The organism is Sorangium sp. So ce185, from assembly GCF_051526825.1.
Taxonomy (GTDB): Bacteria; Myxococcota_A; Polyangia; order Polyangiales; family Polyangiaceae; genus Sorangium; species Sorangium cellulosum_D.
The window spans coordinates 4,800,782-4,815,987 of sequence record NZ_CP150316.1 but is presented as its reverse complement, the minus strand read 5'-3'; the positions used below and the strand labels follow the sequence as shown (position 1 = coordinate 4,815,987).

8 protein-coding genes are annotated in these 15,206 nt (G+C 75.5%); 4 read left to right on the top strand and 4 right to left on the bottom strand.

What is annotated here, in order from left to right:
- Positions 1-231: 231 nt before the first annotated feature.
- From WMF26_RS17715 to WMF26_RS17705, 3 genes are all read left to right on the top strand, one after another.
- Positions 232-1,641, top strand: a complete 1,410-nt coding sequence (locus tag WMF26_RS17715; protein WP_438001280.1) for a hypothetical protein — start codon at positions 232-234, stop codon at positions 1,639-1,641.
- A 14-nt stretch (positions 1,642-1,655) separates the two neighbouring features.
- Entirely contained in the window at positions 1,656-2,243 is a 588-nt protein-coding gene (locus WMF26_RS17710; protein ID WP_438001279.1) for a hypothetical protein, read from the top strand.
- Between the two features lie 107 nt (positions 2,244-2,350).
- A complete protein-coding gene (locus tag WMF26_RS17705; RefSeq protein ID WP_437947310.1) occupies positions 2,351-4,795 on the top strand; it encodes a hypothetical protein in 2,445 nt (814 codons plus the stop codon).
- A 404-nt stretch (positions 4,796-5,199) separates the two neighbouring features.
- On the opposite strand, the gene WMF26_RS17700 is transcribed toward WMF26_RS17705, so the two are convergent.
- From WMF26_RS17700 to WMF26_RS17685, 4 genes are all read right to left on the bottom strand, one after another.
- Entirely contained in the window at positions 5,200-6,762 is a 1,563-nt protein-coding gene (locus WMF26_RS17700) for a tetratricopeptide repeat protein (RefSeq protein ID WP_438001278.1), read from the bottom strand.
- Positions 6,763-6,847: 85 nt separating this feature from the next.
- Complete coding sequence (locus tag WMF26_RS17695) at positions 6,848-8,425, bottom strand: hypothetical protein (protein ID WP_438001277.1); 1,578 nt, start codon at positions 8,423-8,425, stop codon at positions 6,848-6,850.
- Between the two features lie 158 nt (positions 8,426-8,583).
- Complete coding sequence (locus tag WMF26_RS17690) at positions 8,584-9,492, bottom strand: hypothetical protein (protein WP_438001276.1); 909 nt, start codon at positions 9,490-9,492, stop codon at positions 8,584-8,586.
- Positions 9,489-11,027 (bottom strand): hypothetical protein, encoded by a 1,539-nt coding sequence (locus WMF26_RS17685; protein ID WP_438001275.1) that lies wholly within the window; start codon positions 11,025-11,027, stop codon positions 9,489-9,491. Before WMF26_RS17685 ends, WMF26_RS17690 begins: the two co-directional genes overlap by 4 nt.
- A gap of 278 nt (positions 11,028-11,305) precedes the next feature.
- Here WMF26_RS17685 and WMF26_RS17680 point away from each other — a divergent pair, with 278 nt between their 5' ends.
- Positions 11,306-15,196 (top strand): serine/threonine-protein kinase, encoded by a 3,891-nt coding sequence (locus tag WMF26_RS17680; protein ID WP_438001274.1) that lies wholly within the window; start codon positions 11,306-11,308, stop codon positions 15,194-15,196.
- Positions 15,197-15,206: the final 10 nt, after the last annotated feature.

Genomic DNA, 15,206 nt, shown 5'->3' with positions numbered 1-15,206 from the left:
CCGCGCATCGCTCGACAGCTTTTCTACTTGATCGAAGGCGGTCAAGGAAGGCGGGCGCGCGGCGCGGCAACCCTTTCGAGTCCGGTCATAGCGGAGTCTCTTAACGACACTGCGTGTCGCGAGAAAGATCCCTCCATCTCTTCGCAAGATGCTGGATTCCGTCCTGACATCGCTTGTAGGCTCGCGCGCGTGCAAGCTTCAGTCGACGCCGCTGCCACCACGAAAAGGCCCGTGCCCAAGCTCACTAGGTTCACCACGCTGTCCCTGTCTTTGAGCCTCTGTGGGAGGATCCTCCTCGGGCTCTCCGCCGCGACCGCTGCCACGTTCGCGGTCTCGCCGGTCGTGCTCGCCGCCCCCAAGGCGTCGAAGTCGATCGCGGTCCACGTCGAGGGGCCCAACGCGGATGCGATCCGCGAGGACATCCTCTCGATCGTGCCCAAGACGCTGGAGGTCGTGGAGCCTGCCGCGTTCTCGAAGGCGCTGAAGGGCGCCGGCCAGACCAAGCCCGTCGGGGACGCGGTGGTGATGAAGGCCCTGCGGAAGAAGGCCCTCGACCGCATTCGCAAGGCCGGCAAGACCGTGAAGGCGGAGGGGGTGATCTACGGCGTCTCGCGGACGAACAAGAAGAAGAAGAAAGAGGTCTACCTCGTTTACGTCGACGAGAACGCGGGCGACCTCGCGGTGGACGGCGCGGTGCCGCTGGGCGGCTCGGACGACGACCGCCAGAAGGCGCTGGAAGATCTGCTCGGCCCGACGCTGGCGCAGATCGCGCCGCCGCCCGCCGACGAGAAGAAGGACGGCGGCGGCGACGGCGACGGCGACGGCGAGGGAGAGGGCGGCGAGGGAGAGGACGGCGGCGGCGGCGACGGCGACGGCGAGGAGAAGGCCGAGGGCGACAAGGACGACGGGGGCCCGGCGCGCAAGCGCAACGACGTCCGCTCGGCGCTCTTCTCGGTCGAGCTCGGCGTCGAGTTCGTGGGCCGCTGGTTCGACTACTCCGATGCGCTCTCGCAGAACCTCCGGCCCTACAGTGTCTTCGGTCAGCCGGCGCTGTCGGTCTCCGGAGAGCTGTACCCGCTCGCGGGGACGAACATCGCGGTGCTCAAGGGCCTCGGGATCACCGCCGGGTACGCGCGGGCGCTCGGCCTCAACTCGGCGGTGGGCGACGGCGACCCGCTCAGCACGACCTACCAGCGCATCAACCTCGGGCTGCGGGAGCGGCTGACGCTCGGCGAGTCGACGGTGCTCGGGATCTCCGCCGGGGTCCGGTTCGTGACCTTCGAGATCGACGCGCCGGAGGCCCTCGCCGCGACCGTTCCGAACGTCGACTACACGATCTTCCGCGCCGGCCTCGACGCGCGCATCCCGGCCGGCCCGGTCGCGCTGGCGCTGGGCGCCGACTACCTGATGCCCCTCTCGTCCGGCCCGGTCTACGATCGGTTCACCGGCGCCAGCGTGCAGGGCATCGGCGCGACGGCCGGCGTGCTCGTCCCCGTCGCGAAGGGGATCGAGGCGCGGCTGCTCGTCGAATACGCCCGGTTCTTCTCGTCGTTCCAGCCGGAGCTCACCGACGACTACGCCGCCGGCGGGGCAACGGACCAGTACCTGGGAATTCGGCTCGCCGGGGCCTACATCTACTGAGAGTGAGGTAGCACGTGACGACCATCGCTTCCCTTTCCAGGCGCGCCGCGCTCGCCGCTGCCGCGCTGCTGAGCGGCGCCGCGCTGCTCAGCAGCTGCGCGGGGACCCTCGACGAGGACTTCAAGGACGAGTACGCCGCCGGCGGCGACGAAGGCGCCGGCGCTGGCGACGGCCAGGGCGCCACGACGGCCGCCGGCGGCGGCGGCGCACCCAGCGCGACGACCGGCGGTGACGCGGTGACCACCGGCGACGCGGCGGCGACCACCGGCGGCGACGCGGCGACCACCGGCGGCGGCCCCCCGACGTGCGCCGAGGCACCGACGCTGATCGCGAACTCGTGCGGCTACGGAGGCTGCCACGACGCAGGCACGAAGACCGCGGGCATCGTCCTGGCGGCGGGGTTCGAGACGATGTACAGGGACCAGCCGTCCCAGTCGTGCGGCGGCTCGGTGCTCGTGCCGGGCCAGCCGGACATGAGCTCGCTCTACACGAAGCTCATGGACGACCCGCCGTGCGGCCTACGGATGCCGTTCAACATGGATCCGTTGACCGAAGAGCAGAAGACGTGCGTGCGCGACTGGATCACGGCGCTCCCGCCGTGAGGGCCTGAGGGAGCGGAACGCCGCGGGCGGCGGCGGGGGCGGCGCGTCGTTCCACCGACGAGCCCGCCTCGTTGGCGCCCCCGCGGCCAGACGCTACGCTCGCCGCGATGCTGCGCCGGCGCTCGTTCTGGATCGCCGCGGCCGCTGTCGCCTACACGGCCTTCGCCGCGCTCCGGGCGTCCGGCGGCCACGGGCCCGCGTGGCTCGCCCTGCTCGGGCTGCCGGCGCTGCTCGCGCTCGGCCTGCGGTGGGTCGAGCGGCCGCCGCGTGGGGAGGACCGGATCGAGCCGGCCGCCCGCAGCGCCGCCGCCGTGTGCCTCACCGGCGCCGCGATGCTCGCCGCCGCGCGGAGCGGCCCCACCGGGCTCGCGCTGATCGCCCTCGGCAACCTCGGCGCGGCGGCGGCGTCGATGGCCGCCCTGGTCGGGCTCGCGCGCATCGCGGGCCTCGGCGGGCTGCTCGAGCCCCCGCCCAGCACGCGGCGCCTCGACGCCGCGGCGTTCGCCTCGCTCTTCTGGACCGTCGCGGTCGCCCTGCCCGCCGTGTCCGCCGCGGCGCCCGAGCGCGCGGCGGATCTCGATCCGCTGCTCGTGCACTACGCCACCTCCGCGGCGTCGCTCGGCTCGCTCACGGTGATGCTCGTGGCGATCGCGCGCGTCCGCATCGCGCGGCGGCTCGAGCTCGGCGTCGCCGACCGGGTCGAGGCCGCGCTCCTGCTCTCGGCGACCGCGCTCGCGGTCGGCCTCGCGGCGGCGTTCGTCGGCGTCGCGGCGCCCGAGTCGATCCTGCCCGTCACGAGCGCGGTCGCGGCGGTCTGCGTCGCGTTCTGCACCGTGGCCGCCGACGCCGCGCAGGTCTCGCGCGCGCTCCGCCGCACGCTGGCGCTCGCGGCGCTCGCGACCCCGCCGGCGCTCCTCGCGGTGTACGCGGTGCACGAGGCGCCGCGCGGCGATCTCGGGCTCCGCGGCGCGCCGGCGTCGTCGGTCGGCGTCGCCGTGTTCGGCGCGTGCGCGCTCTGCGCGCTCGCCGGGCTCGCCGCGCCGGCCCTCTCGCGCCGGTTCGCGCCGGAGGGGGCGCGCTGGCTCGGCGCGTTCGACGCCGCGACGCGCGCGGCCATGAACCCCGAGCCGGAGGCGGCGCTGGAGGCGGCGCTCTCCGCGCTGCGCGACGCGTCCGACGCCGGCACGGCCGGGCAGGCGCCGCCGGCGCTGTACCTGCTCTCGCCGCCCGAGCGGGTGACCGTCGATCGCGCGGGCTACGCGCACACCGCGCCGGCGGAGGTGCCGGCGCGCCTCATCGAGCTCGCGCAGCTCGAGCCGGAGCGCGTCCTGCGCGTCGAGGCCGCCGAGGCGGTCGAGGTCCGGCGGCCGGAGGTGCGGCCGCTGCTCGCGTGGCTCGCCGAGCGCGACATCGGCGTGGTGGCGCTGGTGAACGACGCGGAGGGGCCGATCGGGGCGCTCGCGATCCCGCGGGGCCGGCGCGCGTCGCCGATGACGCTGGAGGAGGTGTGCGGCCTGCGCGCGGTCGCCGACCGGCTCGGCGCGGTGATCGCGGTGTCGGCGATGCTGTCGGGGTCGCGCGGCCGGGAGGTCGCCGCCCGCCGCGAGGCCGAGGAGCGCGCGCGGGAGGTGAGCCGGCTCGAGCGCGCCGTGGCGCAGGGCGCGGGCCGGTTCCGCGCGATCGCGGCGCTGCTCTCGCGGCCGGCGCGGGCCGCGGCCTACAGCCCCGCCGCGCGCGCGGCGATCGAGCAGCTGGAGCGGCTCGGCGAGGCGGGCGGCCCGGTCACGCTGCTGACCGCGCCCGGGATCGACGCGGTCGCGTGGGGCGCGGTCGTGCACCTGTCGTCCGCGCGTGCGGGCGGCCCGCTGGCGATCGTCGACGGCGCGGCGCCGGTGCCCGAGGGGTTCGCGCAGGCGTTCGCGCAGGCACGGGGCGCCTCCGCGGGGCCCGCGGGCGGCGCCGGGCCCTCGGGGGCCGAGGGCGCGCCGCCCGCGCTGACGCTGTGGCGCGATCCGGACAGCTCGCCGATCGAGGCGGCGAAGGGGGGCACGCTGCTCATCCTCGACGCCCAGGCGTTGCCGGCCGAGGTGCAGAGCTACCTCGGCGCGGCGCTGCCGGACGACGTGCGGCTCGTCGTGGCGGTGCCTCAGACGGTCGACGCGCTGGTGGCGACCGGCCAGATGAGCGAGCGGCTCGGCGATCGTCTCGGCGATCGTGCGGTCGCGCTGCCGTCGCTGTCGTCGCGCGGCGAGGACCTCCGGGCGCTCGCGCTGGATCACCTCGCGCGCATCGGCGTCCGGCTGCGGGGCCGGCCGTTCGGCCTGGATCTGCGCGCGTTGCAGGCCGTGCTCGATCATCCGTGGCCCGGCAACGACGCCGAGATGGGCGCGGTCCTCCTCCGCGCGGCGCTCATGGCGAAGGGCGACGTGATCGGCGAGCGGGAGCTCGCGGCGATCGGGTTCGCGCCGCAGCCGGAGCCCTCCAGCCAGGGCGGCGCCGCCCGGAGCGAGCCGCGGCGCGCCCGGCGGCGGCGCGCGGAGAAGGCGGGGTAGTACCGCGGGGCGGAGAGCCCGCCAGGGATCTGCCTCGCGAACGGAGAGAGAGTTCGACGCAAAGGCGCCAAGAGCGCAAAGGCGCCAAGAGCGCAAAGACGCAAAAATGCAGTGAATTTTTGTTTTTTGCGCCTTCGCGCCTTTGTGCCTTTGCGTTGAAATCTCTCTCTGGATTCCTGGTGGGTGGAGCTCGCCGAGCGGCCGGCGTGCAGCTCACGGTGGGGGGACCGCCGCCGGCACGCAATCCGCCGTGGGGGGACCGCCGCCGGCACGCAATCCGCCGTGGGGGGACCGCCGCCGGCACGCAATCCGCCGTGGGGGGACCGCCGCCGACGTGCAGCGCCGCGTGGGGGGACGCGCGCCGACGTGCAGCGCCGCGTGGGGGGACGCGCGCCGACGGGTCGCTACGCCTCCGGGCGGATCCGCCGCGCGGCCCTGGGCGGCACGCCGGGCCGCAGCGCCGCGGGACGCAGCATGTCCTTCTGGATGAAGTGCTCGAACATGTGCCGGCAGCTGGGGCAGGGGCTGACGGGATCGCCGGCGTCGAAGTACCTGGACGCCTCGGCCTGGATCGCGATCCCGCCGTCGGGGAGCTCGCGCAGCGCCTGCCGGACCCCCGCCTCGCCCGCGCCCCCGAGCGGGAGCCTTCGCTCGCGCTCCCACTCCATCAGGTAGTCGCTGAGCGCCGCGGGCGCCGCGCACCGGGGCGCGGTGATCGGGAGCGCGGCCGGCGCGCCCTTCGAGAGCGCCTCGATCCAGTCGCCGTACCACGCCGTGAAGCTGTCGTGGGTCGGGAGCAGGCCCGAGCCCGCCGCGCGGAGATCGGCCCAGACGGTGCCGGCGCGCGGGCCGCGCACCACGAGCACGGAGAAGTAGCCGCAGCCCATGTGCGCGAGGGCGATCGTGCCGCGGACCGTCGCGTCGGCCTGGTAAGCAGCGCGCTCGGACGCGCTCATCACCCGCGGCTGGGGCCGGTAGGGCCGCGTATGCGGGAAGTCGCCCGTGAGGCTCTCGAGCTGCCCCGGGCCGTCGAGCGGCAGGAGCCCGTAGTAGGGCCCCGCGCCGGCGCTGCCGACCCGGGTGACGAACGCCGCGTAGTCGGCGGGGATGCGGGTGCCCGCGGACGCCTCGATGCGGCGGAGCTCCTCCGGCGCGAGCGGCGGGAGGATGCGGTAGCCGTGCTCGCGGGCGCCGAAGCGGGTGAGCCACGGGTCGTGATCGCGGTGGAGGTGGTCGATCGCCTCGGCGACGCCGGCGATGAAGCCCTCGACGACGGCGATGGGCGCGGGGTGGTGGAGCCCTTCGGCGCGCAGGCGCTCGAGCGCCCGCGCGGCGCCCGCGCTCTCCGGGTGCGCCTTCTCGTACGCCGCGAGCTTGTCGTACCAGGAGGCGTCTCCATCGCGCACGGCGCGGTGGAAGGCGTAGGCCGGGAAGGCCACGGGGTGCGCCGGCTGCGCGTCGAGGACGGCCTCGAGGTGGCGCAGGCCCTCGGCGGTGCGGCCGGCTTCGCAGAGCATGGCGCCGAGGTCGCAGCGGGCCGAGACGTCCTCGGGATCGAGGCGGGCGGCGGCCTCGAATGCGGCCTGGGCCGCGTCGATGTCGCCTCGCTCCCGGAGGGCGTACGCGAGGCTCACGGCGGTGGCGAACGTGGGCTCGAGCTCGAACGCGCGGCGGGCGAGCTGCGCGGCCTCGTCCAGCCGGCCGAGCTTGCGGAGGATCATGCCGGCGACCCACGCGACCTGCGGGTGGTCCGGGTGGCTCGCGCGGAGCGCGTCGAGGGCGGGCAGGGTCTTTTCGAGGGCGCCGCGGGCCTTCGCGTCGAGGCGCTCGTCGGGGTGGCGGGCGAGCAGCTTCACCAGGCGGTAGACGGCGTCGCCGACGTCCATGCGCGCGACGCTCTTCGGGGTGAGCTCCGGGGCGCCCTGTCGCGGCGTGGGTCTCTGCTTGCGCCGCCCGGTCTTCGTCACGGCGAGACGGTAGCGCGCGTCGGCGGCGGTACCAAGCGACGAACGCGGAGCGGGGCTCTGGTTGGGATGAGGAGCTTTGAGTCGCTCAGTAGAACCGATACCCGAGGCCCACCGGCGCGGCGATCACGAACCCGTCGAGCCCCTTCATGAAGGTCGGCCAGGCGCTCAGGAGGAGCGCGCCCGACGTCCAGCTCGAGCTCGGCAGATCCGCCAGCACGAGCGACACCTCGACGCTGCCGCCGAACGCGAGCGTCTCGACGAGCGCGGTCTCGGGGAGGCTGCCCTCGCGCGCGTTCACGTCGACCTCGGTCCGGCCGTAGTTGTGGTCGACCAGCTCGGAGGGGATCTCCCCCTTCACGCCGGTGACCTTCGCGTCCTGCCCCACCGCGCCGACGAGCCCCGTCAGGCCGAGCCACAGGCGCCCGAAGCGCAGCGACGCAGACGGGCCGCCGACGACCAGATAGCCGCCGCCGAACCGATAGCCGCCGAGCGCCCGGACGCCGAGGTGCAACCGCTCGGAGAGCGCGACCCCGACGAAGGCCTGGCCGCCGACGAACGGCCCGATCGCCGGCTCGAAGCTGGCGTGGCAGACCTCGTCGTTGCAGGGCGCGATGAGCTCGCCCTCGGGCAGGATGTTGTAGCTGTACGAATACGTGCTCAGGTCGCCGAAGCTGCCGGAGTCGATCAGCCCGATCAGCGCGCCGCCCGCCGCGCCGACCTCGAGCACGAAGCTTCCGGCGTGTTTCGGCGAGGCGCCCCGGCTCGCCTCCGGCTCCTCGGCCTCGGAGGGCTCCTCGGGCTGCGCGTCCTCCTCCGGCCCCGCAGCGGTCTGTTCCGGCGCCGCCGCCCCCTTCCCGGCCCCAGCCGCATCCTTCCCGGCCCCAGCCGCGCCCTTCCCGCCCCCAGCCGCGCCCTTCCCCGCCGCAGCCGCCCCCTTCCCCTCCCCGGCCGCGCCCTTGTCCGGCGCCGCGGTGGCCGCCGCCGTCTCCTTCGCGGGCGCCTCCTCCGCCGGCGCGGGCTCCGGCGCCGCCGAGCCGTCCTTGGCCAGCGCCGGAACCGCCACGGCCTTCCGCTCGCCCCGCTTGATCGAGACCGACGCCTCCCACTTCTTCCGGCCCGGCGCGCTCGCGCTCACCTTGTGCTCGCCGGGATCGATCGGCCGGGCCTGGCCCCAGCTCGCGCTGTCGACCGGCGCCCCGTCGAGCGTCACCTCGAGCCCCTCGACGGCGGCGGCCCGCGGCACGCTCACCGTGAGCCGCGGGAGCCGCAGCTCGAGCCTCGCTCCCCGCGCCTTCGCGTCGGCCTCGAGGCGCTTGTTGCCCTCCTTGCGGGCCGCGGCGCTGAGATCGATGTACTCGGACCAGGCGGTCGCGAGCTTCCCCTGCTTCTCGTGGCAGGTGGCCAGCGCGAGGAGCGTGGCCGACCTCGGGCTCAGCCGGTAGCTCTCCTCGATCTTGGGGCAGGCCTCCGCGAGCTTGCCCTTCTTCATGAGCGCCTTGCCCTCGTCGAGCAGCGCAGACGCCTGGGCGAACGCGACGCCCGGGCTCACCGCGAGCGAGAGCGCGAGCGCCGCGCCGGCGATGCGCACCCGCGGGCTCCGCGCGCGCCGGGCCGCCGCCCGAAGCAGGCCGACGCGGAGAGGGCGCCGGAAAGAAGAAAGCATGTCGTCGGAGTTCTCAGCGTCTTGCCGGTCCAAACGGTTCGTCGCTCCAGCGCGAGGCGCGTGAAAGGGGGCCGGAGCGTATCACGCCCCGTTTGAACCGATCAAAACCGCGCGGCACGTCGCCCGTCGCTCACCGCGCGGCGCACGCCGCACGCGGGTCACGCGGCCCCGGAGCGCTCGTCGAGCAGCTTGATCCCGGCGGCGACCTCGCTGGCGAACGACTCGGCGATCGCGCGCGCCCGACCGAACCGGGGCGGGACCTCCCTGGCGGCGCGGGCGAGCGTCGCGACGGCGAGGTCGTGCGGCTGGCGCAGGAGCACGCGGTACGCGAGGCTCCGGCCAGGCGGGGTCGCGACGACCGCGAGCGTCGAGGCGGACCACGCGAACGGCGGGCTCTTCCGGGTGGCGGTCGCGAGATCCGTGAGCGGCGTGCGCGTCATCCAGAGGGCGAGCGCGTCCGTGAAATCCGGCGGGGCGAGCCCGGGGATGCCGTGACCCATGTCGGCGAGGCCGACGCGCCGGGTCTCGACCTCGACGTTGCGCAGCTGCCGCCACCGGAGCAGCCGCGGGGGCGGGGGCTGGCCGCGGAAGCTCGCGCGGCCCGTCCACCAGGCGACCACCGCGTCCGTGCGAACGCTGTCGAGCACGCGCGCGAACGTGGCGTGGCGCGACAGCGCGGTCGCGACGTCCGCCGGCGCGGGCACGAGCTCGCAGAGGTCGCGCACGCTCGCGAGCAGGCGCGGATAGCGGCTGCGCGTCAGGACGCCGGCGAGCTCGTGGTTCGTGAGCTGGAGCAGGTCGTTCAGCGCGGCGAGGAGCGCCCAGTCGGCGGAGGTGAGCTCCGGGAGCGTGTCCACCGGCGCGACGAGCCGGGCGACGCGGACGCGGACCACATCGATGCGCGAGCCGAGGTCGCGATCGAGCGCCCCCGCGCCGTCGCCGAGGAGGAGCGCGAGCCGGACGCCGAACGGGCGCACCGGGTGGAGGGGGCCGCCGAGGACGAGCGGGGCGAGCACGTTCGCCTGGAGCTCGGAGAGGCGCTCGGCGATCGCGTCGGGCTCGGTCATTGGGGGGCCCGGCCGGCGCCCGGCGGGAGCGCCCTCGGCTCGCCGCTCGCGTCGGGCGGGGCGAGGTCGCGCAGGGGCCGGATGCCGACGCCGCCGAGCACGACCTCGGGCAGCTCGGTCGCCAGCGCGGCCGTGAGGCCCGCCGACTGCGCGGCCAGCGGCGACCACTGCTGCGCCTCGAGGAGCGCCGTCTCCAGCGGGACGAACGCGTCCTCGGGCACGCCGATCGCCCGCCCGTCGCGCCCGATGAACAGCGCTTGCCCGGCCGGGGCGCCCATCGCGCGGAACAGCACGCCGGGCGCGACCGCGGGGACCGCGTCGTAGCCGGCGGGGATGTAGAGGCCCGGGTGGACCTCCCGGAAGAACTCGCCGACCGGGATCCCCTCGATGCCGGTCGGGTGGCGGAGGAACGCGCCCGCGGCCGTGAAGGCGATGCGGGCCCGGCGCAGCGTCTCGGGGCCGAGCGCGTAGGCGACGTGCCGGAGGAGCTGCATCTCCTCGAGCCGGATCCACGACGCCGTCACCGTCCGCCACGGCTCGGAGCTCGGGACCAGGCGGAGCGACAGCACGACCGACGGCGGGCGCCGGGCGTCGCCCTCCGGCGTCACCCGCGCCACCGCGGGCTCGCGGCTGAGCTCGACCCGGGCGAACGCCGAGACGTCCCCCATCGCCGGCAGCTTCGCGACCTCCAGCGCCTCGCGGCCCCTGCCCCGGAAGAGCACGAGGCCCGCCTCGCTGAACACCGGGCAAGCGCGGAGGTTGACCGGGTGCCGGAACCCGATCTCCACCGCGGCGCCGGGGGCGACCGGGACGAAGTACCCGAGGCCCGGCGTGCTCGTGAGCAGCGGGACCATCCGGTCGGGGATGGCCGGCACGCGGAAGAGGTAGCGGAGGACCGGGGCGTCGTCGAAGCTCGACTCCGGCGGCCACTCGCACAGGCCGACCTCGGCCTCGACGCTGCTCCGGGACAGGTAGCGGATGAGCGCCGGGCCGAGCCCCGACTCCGCGACGAGCCAGCGGGGCCCGGGCTCGCGCCCGGCGGCCGGATCGAGGTGCGGCTCGAGCCGGAGCAGCAGCGCGCGCACGTCGAGGCGCCGCTCGACCTCGTACGTCTGCGAGAAGGCGTTGTGGTAGAGCGAGAGCGCCGCGTCGCTGGGCAGGATCTGCGGGACGTCGTACCCGAACGGCGCGGCGGCGTCGCGGTACTGGACGAAGTGCCGGCTCGTCCCGGTGAAGCAGTAGCCGCCGGCCAGCCGGGCGATCTCGGCGACGCGGTCGAGCCGGTCGCTGCTCTCCGCCGCGAACAGGAGGGTGACCTCCCGGGCGCCCAGCTTCGATCGCACGACCTCGACGACGAGCGAGCGGAGGATGTCGCCGAGCGAGCCCTGCCGCGTGTAGAGCGCCAGGAAGGCGACGAGCCGATCGATCGACGGCAGGAGGACGAGCCCCTTGGCCCCGAGCGCGACGCCCTTGGCATCGAGCCCGAGGCCGGGCGTGCGCAGCCGGGTCTGGTGAACGGCGACGCGATCGAGCATCGAGGGACTCCCGACGTTAGCGCAGAGCCGCTGACCGTAAGAGGAGCTTTCAGATCCGTCAAGAGAGGCCCCCGCGCGCTCGATTCTTCTCGATTGTTCCTTCCGCGGCTCGCGGCGCGACCGCGACACTGGAACTACCCTGGACGACAGCGTAGTCTCCTTGGCGAATGCGCTCCGTCGGAACACCGCAGCCCCGCCCGGCTTGGCGCCATGAGATCGCCTCTCCGCCGCGCCGGAGCGCGCTCGGCGCCCATCCCACGGATCACGTCGGCTAGCGCATGAGCTCCGCGCGCATCGAGCCCGCAAGGCCGCTCATCGCCGGCCGATTCCACATCGAGCGCGAGGTCGGCCGCGGCGGGATCGGCACCGTGCACCGCGCGTACGACGTGCAGACCGAGCGGTACGTCGCGCTGAAGATCATCACCGCGCTCGGCGTCGACGCCGAGGGCCAGGCCCGCCTCTCCCGCGAGGGGCAGATCCTCTCGGAGCTCGATCACCCCGGGATCGTGCGGGTCGTGGCGTTCGGGACGCTCGATTCGACCACGACGGACGCAGAGGGGCGGCGCATCGAGGAGGGGACGACGTTCATCGCGATGGAGTGGCTCGACGGGGAGGACCTGGCGTCGCGCCAGCGGCGCTCCCCGCTGTCGCTGCGCGAGGGGCTGGAGGTCGGGCGCCAGGTGGCGAGCGCGCTCGCGGCCGCGCACGACGCGGGCGTCGTCCACCGCGACATCAAGCCGTCGAACATCCTCCTCCTGCGCGGGCCGCCGGACGCCGGCGTCCGGGTCAAGCTCGTCGACTTCGGGGTGGCGGCGTCGAAGGAGGTCGTGCTCACGACCGACGCGGGCAGCCCCGTCGGCACGCCGGCGTACATCTCGCCGGAGCAGGCGCGCGGCGACGCGACGGTGGACGCGCGCAGCGACCTCTACTCGCTCGGCGCGACGCTGTTCGAGCTGGTCGCAGGCCGGCCGCCGCACATGGGGCCGACCTCGATCGCGACCCTCGTGCGCCTCGCGACCACGCCCGCGCCGCGGCTGTCCGAGTTCCTGCTCGACGTGGTCCCGGCGCTCGACGAGCTGATCCACGCGCTCCTGCTCGCCGACCGGGGCCTGCGGCCGAGCTCGGCGCGCGAGGTCGCGGACAGGCTCGCGGCGCTCGTCGCCGAGCCGCACCTGCCCACCCCTTCCCCGCTGCGCGTGAGCGACAACCCGCCGGGCGTGATGGGCACGCGGCTCGTGACCACGATCGTGGCGCTGCACGTGGCCACCGGCGAGGAGCGGCACCGCGAGCTCGAGGCGCTGCGGCGCCGCGGGGCCGACGCGCTGCCGCTCGGCGCCGACTCGATCGTCGCCCACCTCGGCGTGCGGCAGGCCCACGGCGACGAGGCGTCGCGGGCGCTCGAGCTCGGGCTCGGGCTCGGCGACCGCGGGGGCCGCGTCGGCGTCGCCTCCGGCCGCATGCGCGTCGACCGGACGCGATCGGCCGGCGAGGTCGTCGACCGCGCGGTCGCGCTCGCGCGCGAGGCGGGCCTCGGCCGCGTCCTCGCGGACGCGACCACGGTGGAGCTGTCCCGCGGGCGCTTCCTGGGCGAGCCGCTGGAGAGCGGCGCCGTGCGGGTGCTCTCGCGCGCGCCGAAGCGGCCCGACGCGCAGACGCCCTTCGTCGGGCGGGACGCCGAGCTCATCACCACGGTCGCGGCGTTCGACCGCTGCGTGGAGGACCGGACGCCGGTCGTGACGAGCATCTCGGGCCCGCCGGGCATCGGCAAGAGCCGGCTCGCGCGCGAGTTCGTCGCCCGCATCGCCGACCGGCAGGATCCGCCGCGGCTCGTCCAGCTGCGCTGCGAGTCGTTCGGCCGGGCGCAGGCGCTCGGCGTGGCCACCGACGCGCTGCGCGTCCTCACGGGCCTGCCGAAGGGCGCGTCGCTGGAGCAGGCCGACGAGGCGGTGCGCGCGCGGCGGCTGCTCCACGGCGACGGCGGGCTCCTCGCGCGCCTCCTCGCGAACCAGCCGTTCCCCGACGGCGTCGACCTGCGCGGCGCGCGCGACGCGCTGTACCTCTCGATGACCGACATCGCGGTCGGCGCCGCCTCCATCGAGCCGTGCGCGCTGCTCGTCGAGGACGCGCAGTGGGCCGACCCGGAGAGCGTCGCGTGGCTCGATCACCTCCTCGGGCGGGCGACGGGCAGGGCGCTCTTCATCATGCTCATGGTGCGCCCGGCGTTCTGGCGCGACCAGGGCCAGCGCTTCACCGGCCGCGACCACGTCCGCGTCGAGCTGCGCCCCATCGCGCGCCGGGCCACGCGCGAGATCGCGCGGGCCGTCTTCAGCGCGGCCGCGGCCGCGCGGCCGTTCGACGACGCGACGCTCGACCGCGTGGCGCAGCAGGCGGCCGGCTCGCCCCTCTTCGCCGAGGAGCTCGCGCGCGTCATCGCCTCCGGCAAGGACGCGGCCACGGCGCCGACCATCGAGGCGGCCATCCAGGTGAGCCTCGACGCGCTCGACGAGCCCACGCGCGAGGCGGTGGTGCGCATGAGCGTCTTCGGCCTGTCCGTCTGGGACGTGGGCCTCGCCGAGGTCGGCGTAGCCGAGCCGGAGACCGCGCTGAAGAAGCTCATCGCCGCGGAGCTGCTCGTCGAGCAGCCCGCGTCGCGCTTCCCGGCCGCGCGCGAGTTCCTGTTCAAGCACGCGCTCGTCCGCGACGTCGCGTACGCCTCGGTCGGCGAGGAGCTCCGGAAGAAGCTGCACGCGGCGGCGGCGCGCTGGCTCGACCGGCTGGGCGAGGACAGCGCCACGGTGGCGCAGCACTTCGACCTCGGCGGCGAGCACGAGGAGGCCGCGATCCGCTGGGAGGCCGCCGCGCGGCGCGCCCTCGCGACGAACTCGCTCCGCGACGCGGTCACGATGGCCGATCGCGCGCTCGTGTTCTCGCCCGACAAGCCGACGGCGTTCGCGCGCGCCGTCCTCTTGGAGGAGGCGTACTCGCGGCTCGACGCGCGCTCGCCCGAGCGCGACTCGGCGATCCGGGCGATGTGGGAGAACGTCTACGACGAGGCGAGCGAGCTGCGCACGCTCACCGCGCGCGCCCGCTACGATCACGCGTGCGGCTCCGGGATGGATCTGGAGGGGCGCCTGACGGCGCTGCGCGACCGCGCCCGGACGATCGATCTCGTCGAGGAGGAGGCGCAGTGCTCGGCCACGCTGGCGCAGGTCCACGCGTTCGCCGGGCAGCTCGCGATGGCGGAGCAGGAGGCCGCGCACCTGCTCGACCTCGCGGCGCGGCGGGGCCTCGTCTGGGCGGCGGTCGACGCCTGGCAGACGCGCGCGGTCGCGCACCAGACGCGCGGCGAGCCCGCCGCGGCGCTGGAGGCGCGCCGGAACGCGGCGCGGGCGGCGCGCCGCGCCGGGCTGCAGGAGCGCGAGGCGATGCTGACGATGAACGTCGGCTTCGCGCTCACGACCATCGGCGCGCGGGGCGAGGCGCTCCAGGAGATCGAGGCGGGCATCGCCCGGGCGCAGGCGATCGGCAGCTCCGGGGCGGCGCGGCACGGGCAGATGATCCTGCTCTGCTGGGCGGCGACGTTCGGCCCCGAGCCGCGGCTCGACGCCGCGCTCGCCGAGCCGCGCGCGAGCGCGGACGAGGCGGCGGGGAGCATGTGGGTCGTGCGCGACCGGGTGACGCTCGGCATCCTGTTCTACCGGGGCTGCGAGCTCCTGCGCGTCGAGTCGTCGGGCCTCGCGCGGGCGCGCTCGCTGCTGAAGAAGGCCACGGAGGCCTACCGCGTCACGGAGAACCGCGACGTCCTCCCCGTGGCGCTCGGGTTCTGCGCCGAGGCGGAGCGCCGCTTCGGCGACGCCGAGCAGGCCCGCGAGATCGCGCGGGAGGCGGCGGCGCTCGTCGAGGCGGGCGCGCCGAGCCTGCTCAACGAGGCGCCGATCTACCTCGCGCTGCACGACGCCTGCGTGGACATGGGCGACCTCGTGGGCGCGCGGGAGGCGATGGAGCGCGCGATGCCGCCGCTCCTGCGCCGGCTGAAGGGCCTGGAGGGGACGCCCTACGCGAGCTCGTTCCTGCTCAACCTGCCGCAGAACTCGGCGCTGCTCGCGGCCGCCGAGGCCTACGGCTGCGTGCCGCCGTCGCTCGAGGCGATGATGAGCAGCAGGCCGTAGGTCCGCGCGC

Coding starts and splice junctions, on each gene's coding strand:
- WMF26_RS17705 (WP_437947310.1), top strand. CDS start 2,351: ATGCTGCGCCGGCGCTCGTTCTGGATCGCCGCGGCCGCTGTCGCCTAC.
- WMF26_RS17695 (WP_438001277.1), bottom strand. CDS start 8,425: ATGCTTTCTTCTTTCCGGCGCCCTCTCCGCGTCGGCCTGCTTCGGGCG.
- WMF26_RS17690 (WP_438001276.1), bottom strand. CDS start 9,492: ATGACCGAGCCCGACGCGATCGCCGAGCGCCTCTCCGAGCTCCAGGCG.
- WMF26_RS17685 (WP_438001275.1), bottom strand. CDS start 11,027: ATGCTCGATCGCGTCGCCGTTCACCAGACCCGGCTGCGCACGCCCGGC.
- WMF26_RS17680 (WP_438001274.1), top strand. CDS start 11,306: ATGAGCTCCGCGCGCATCGAGCCCGCAAGGCCGCTCATCGCCGGCCGA.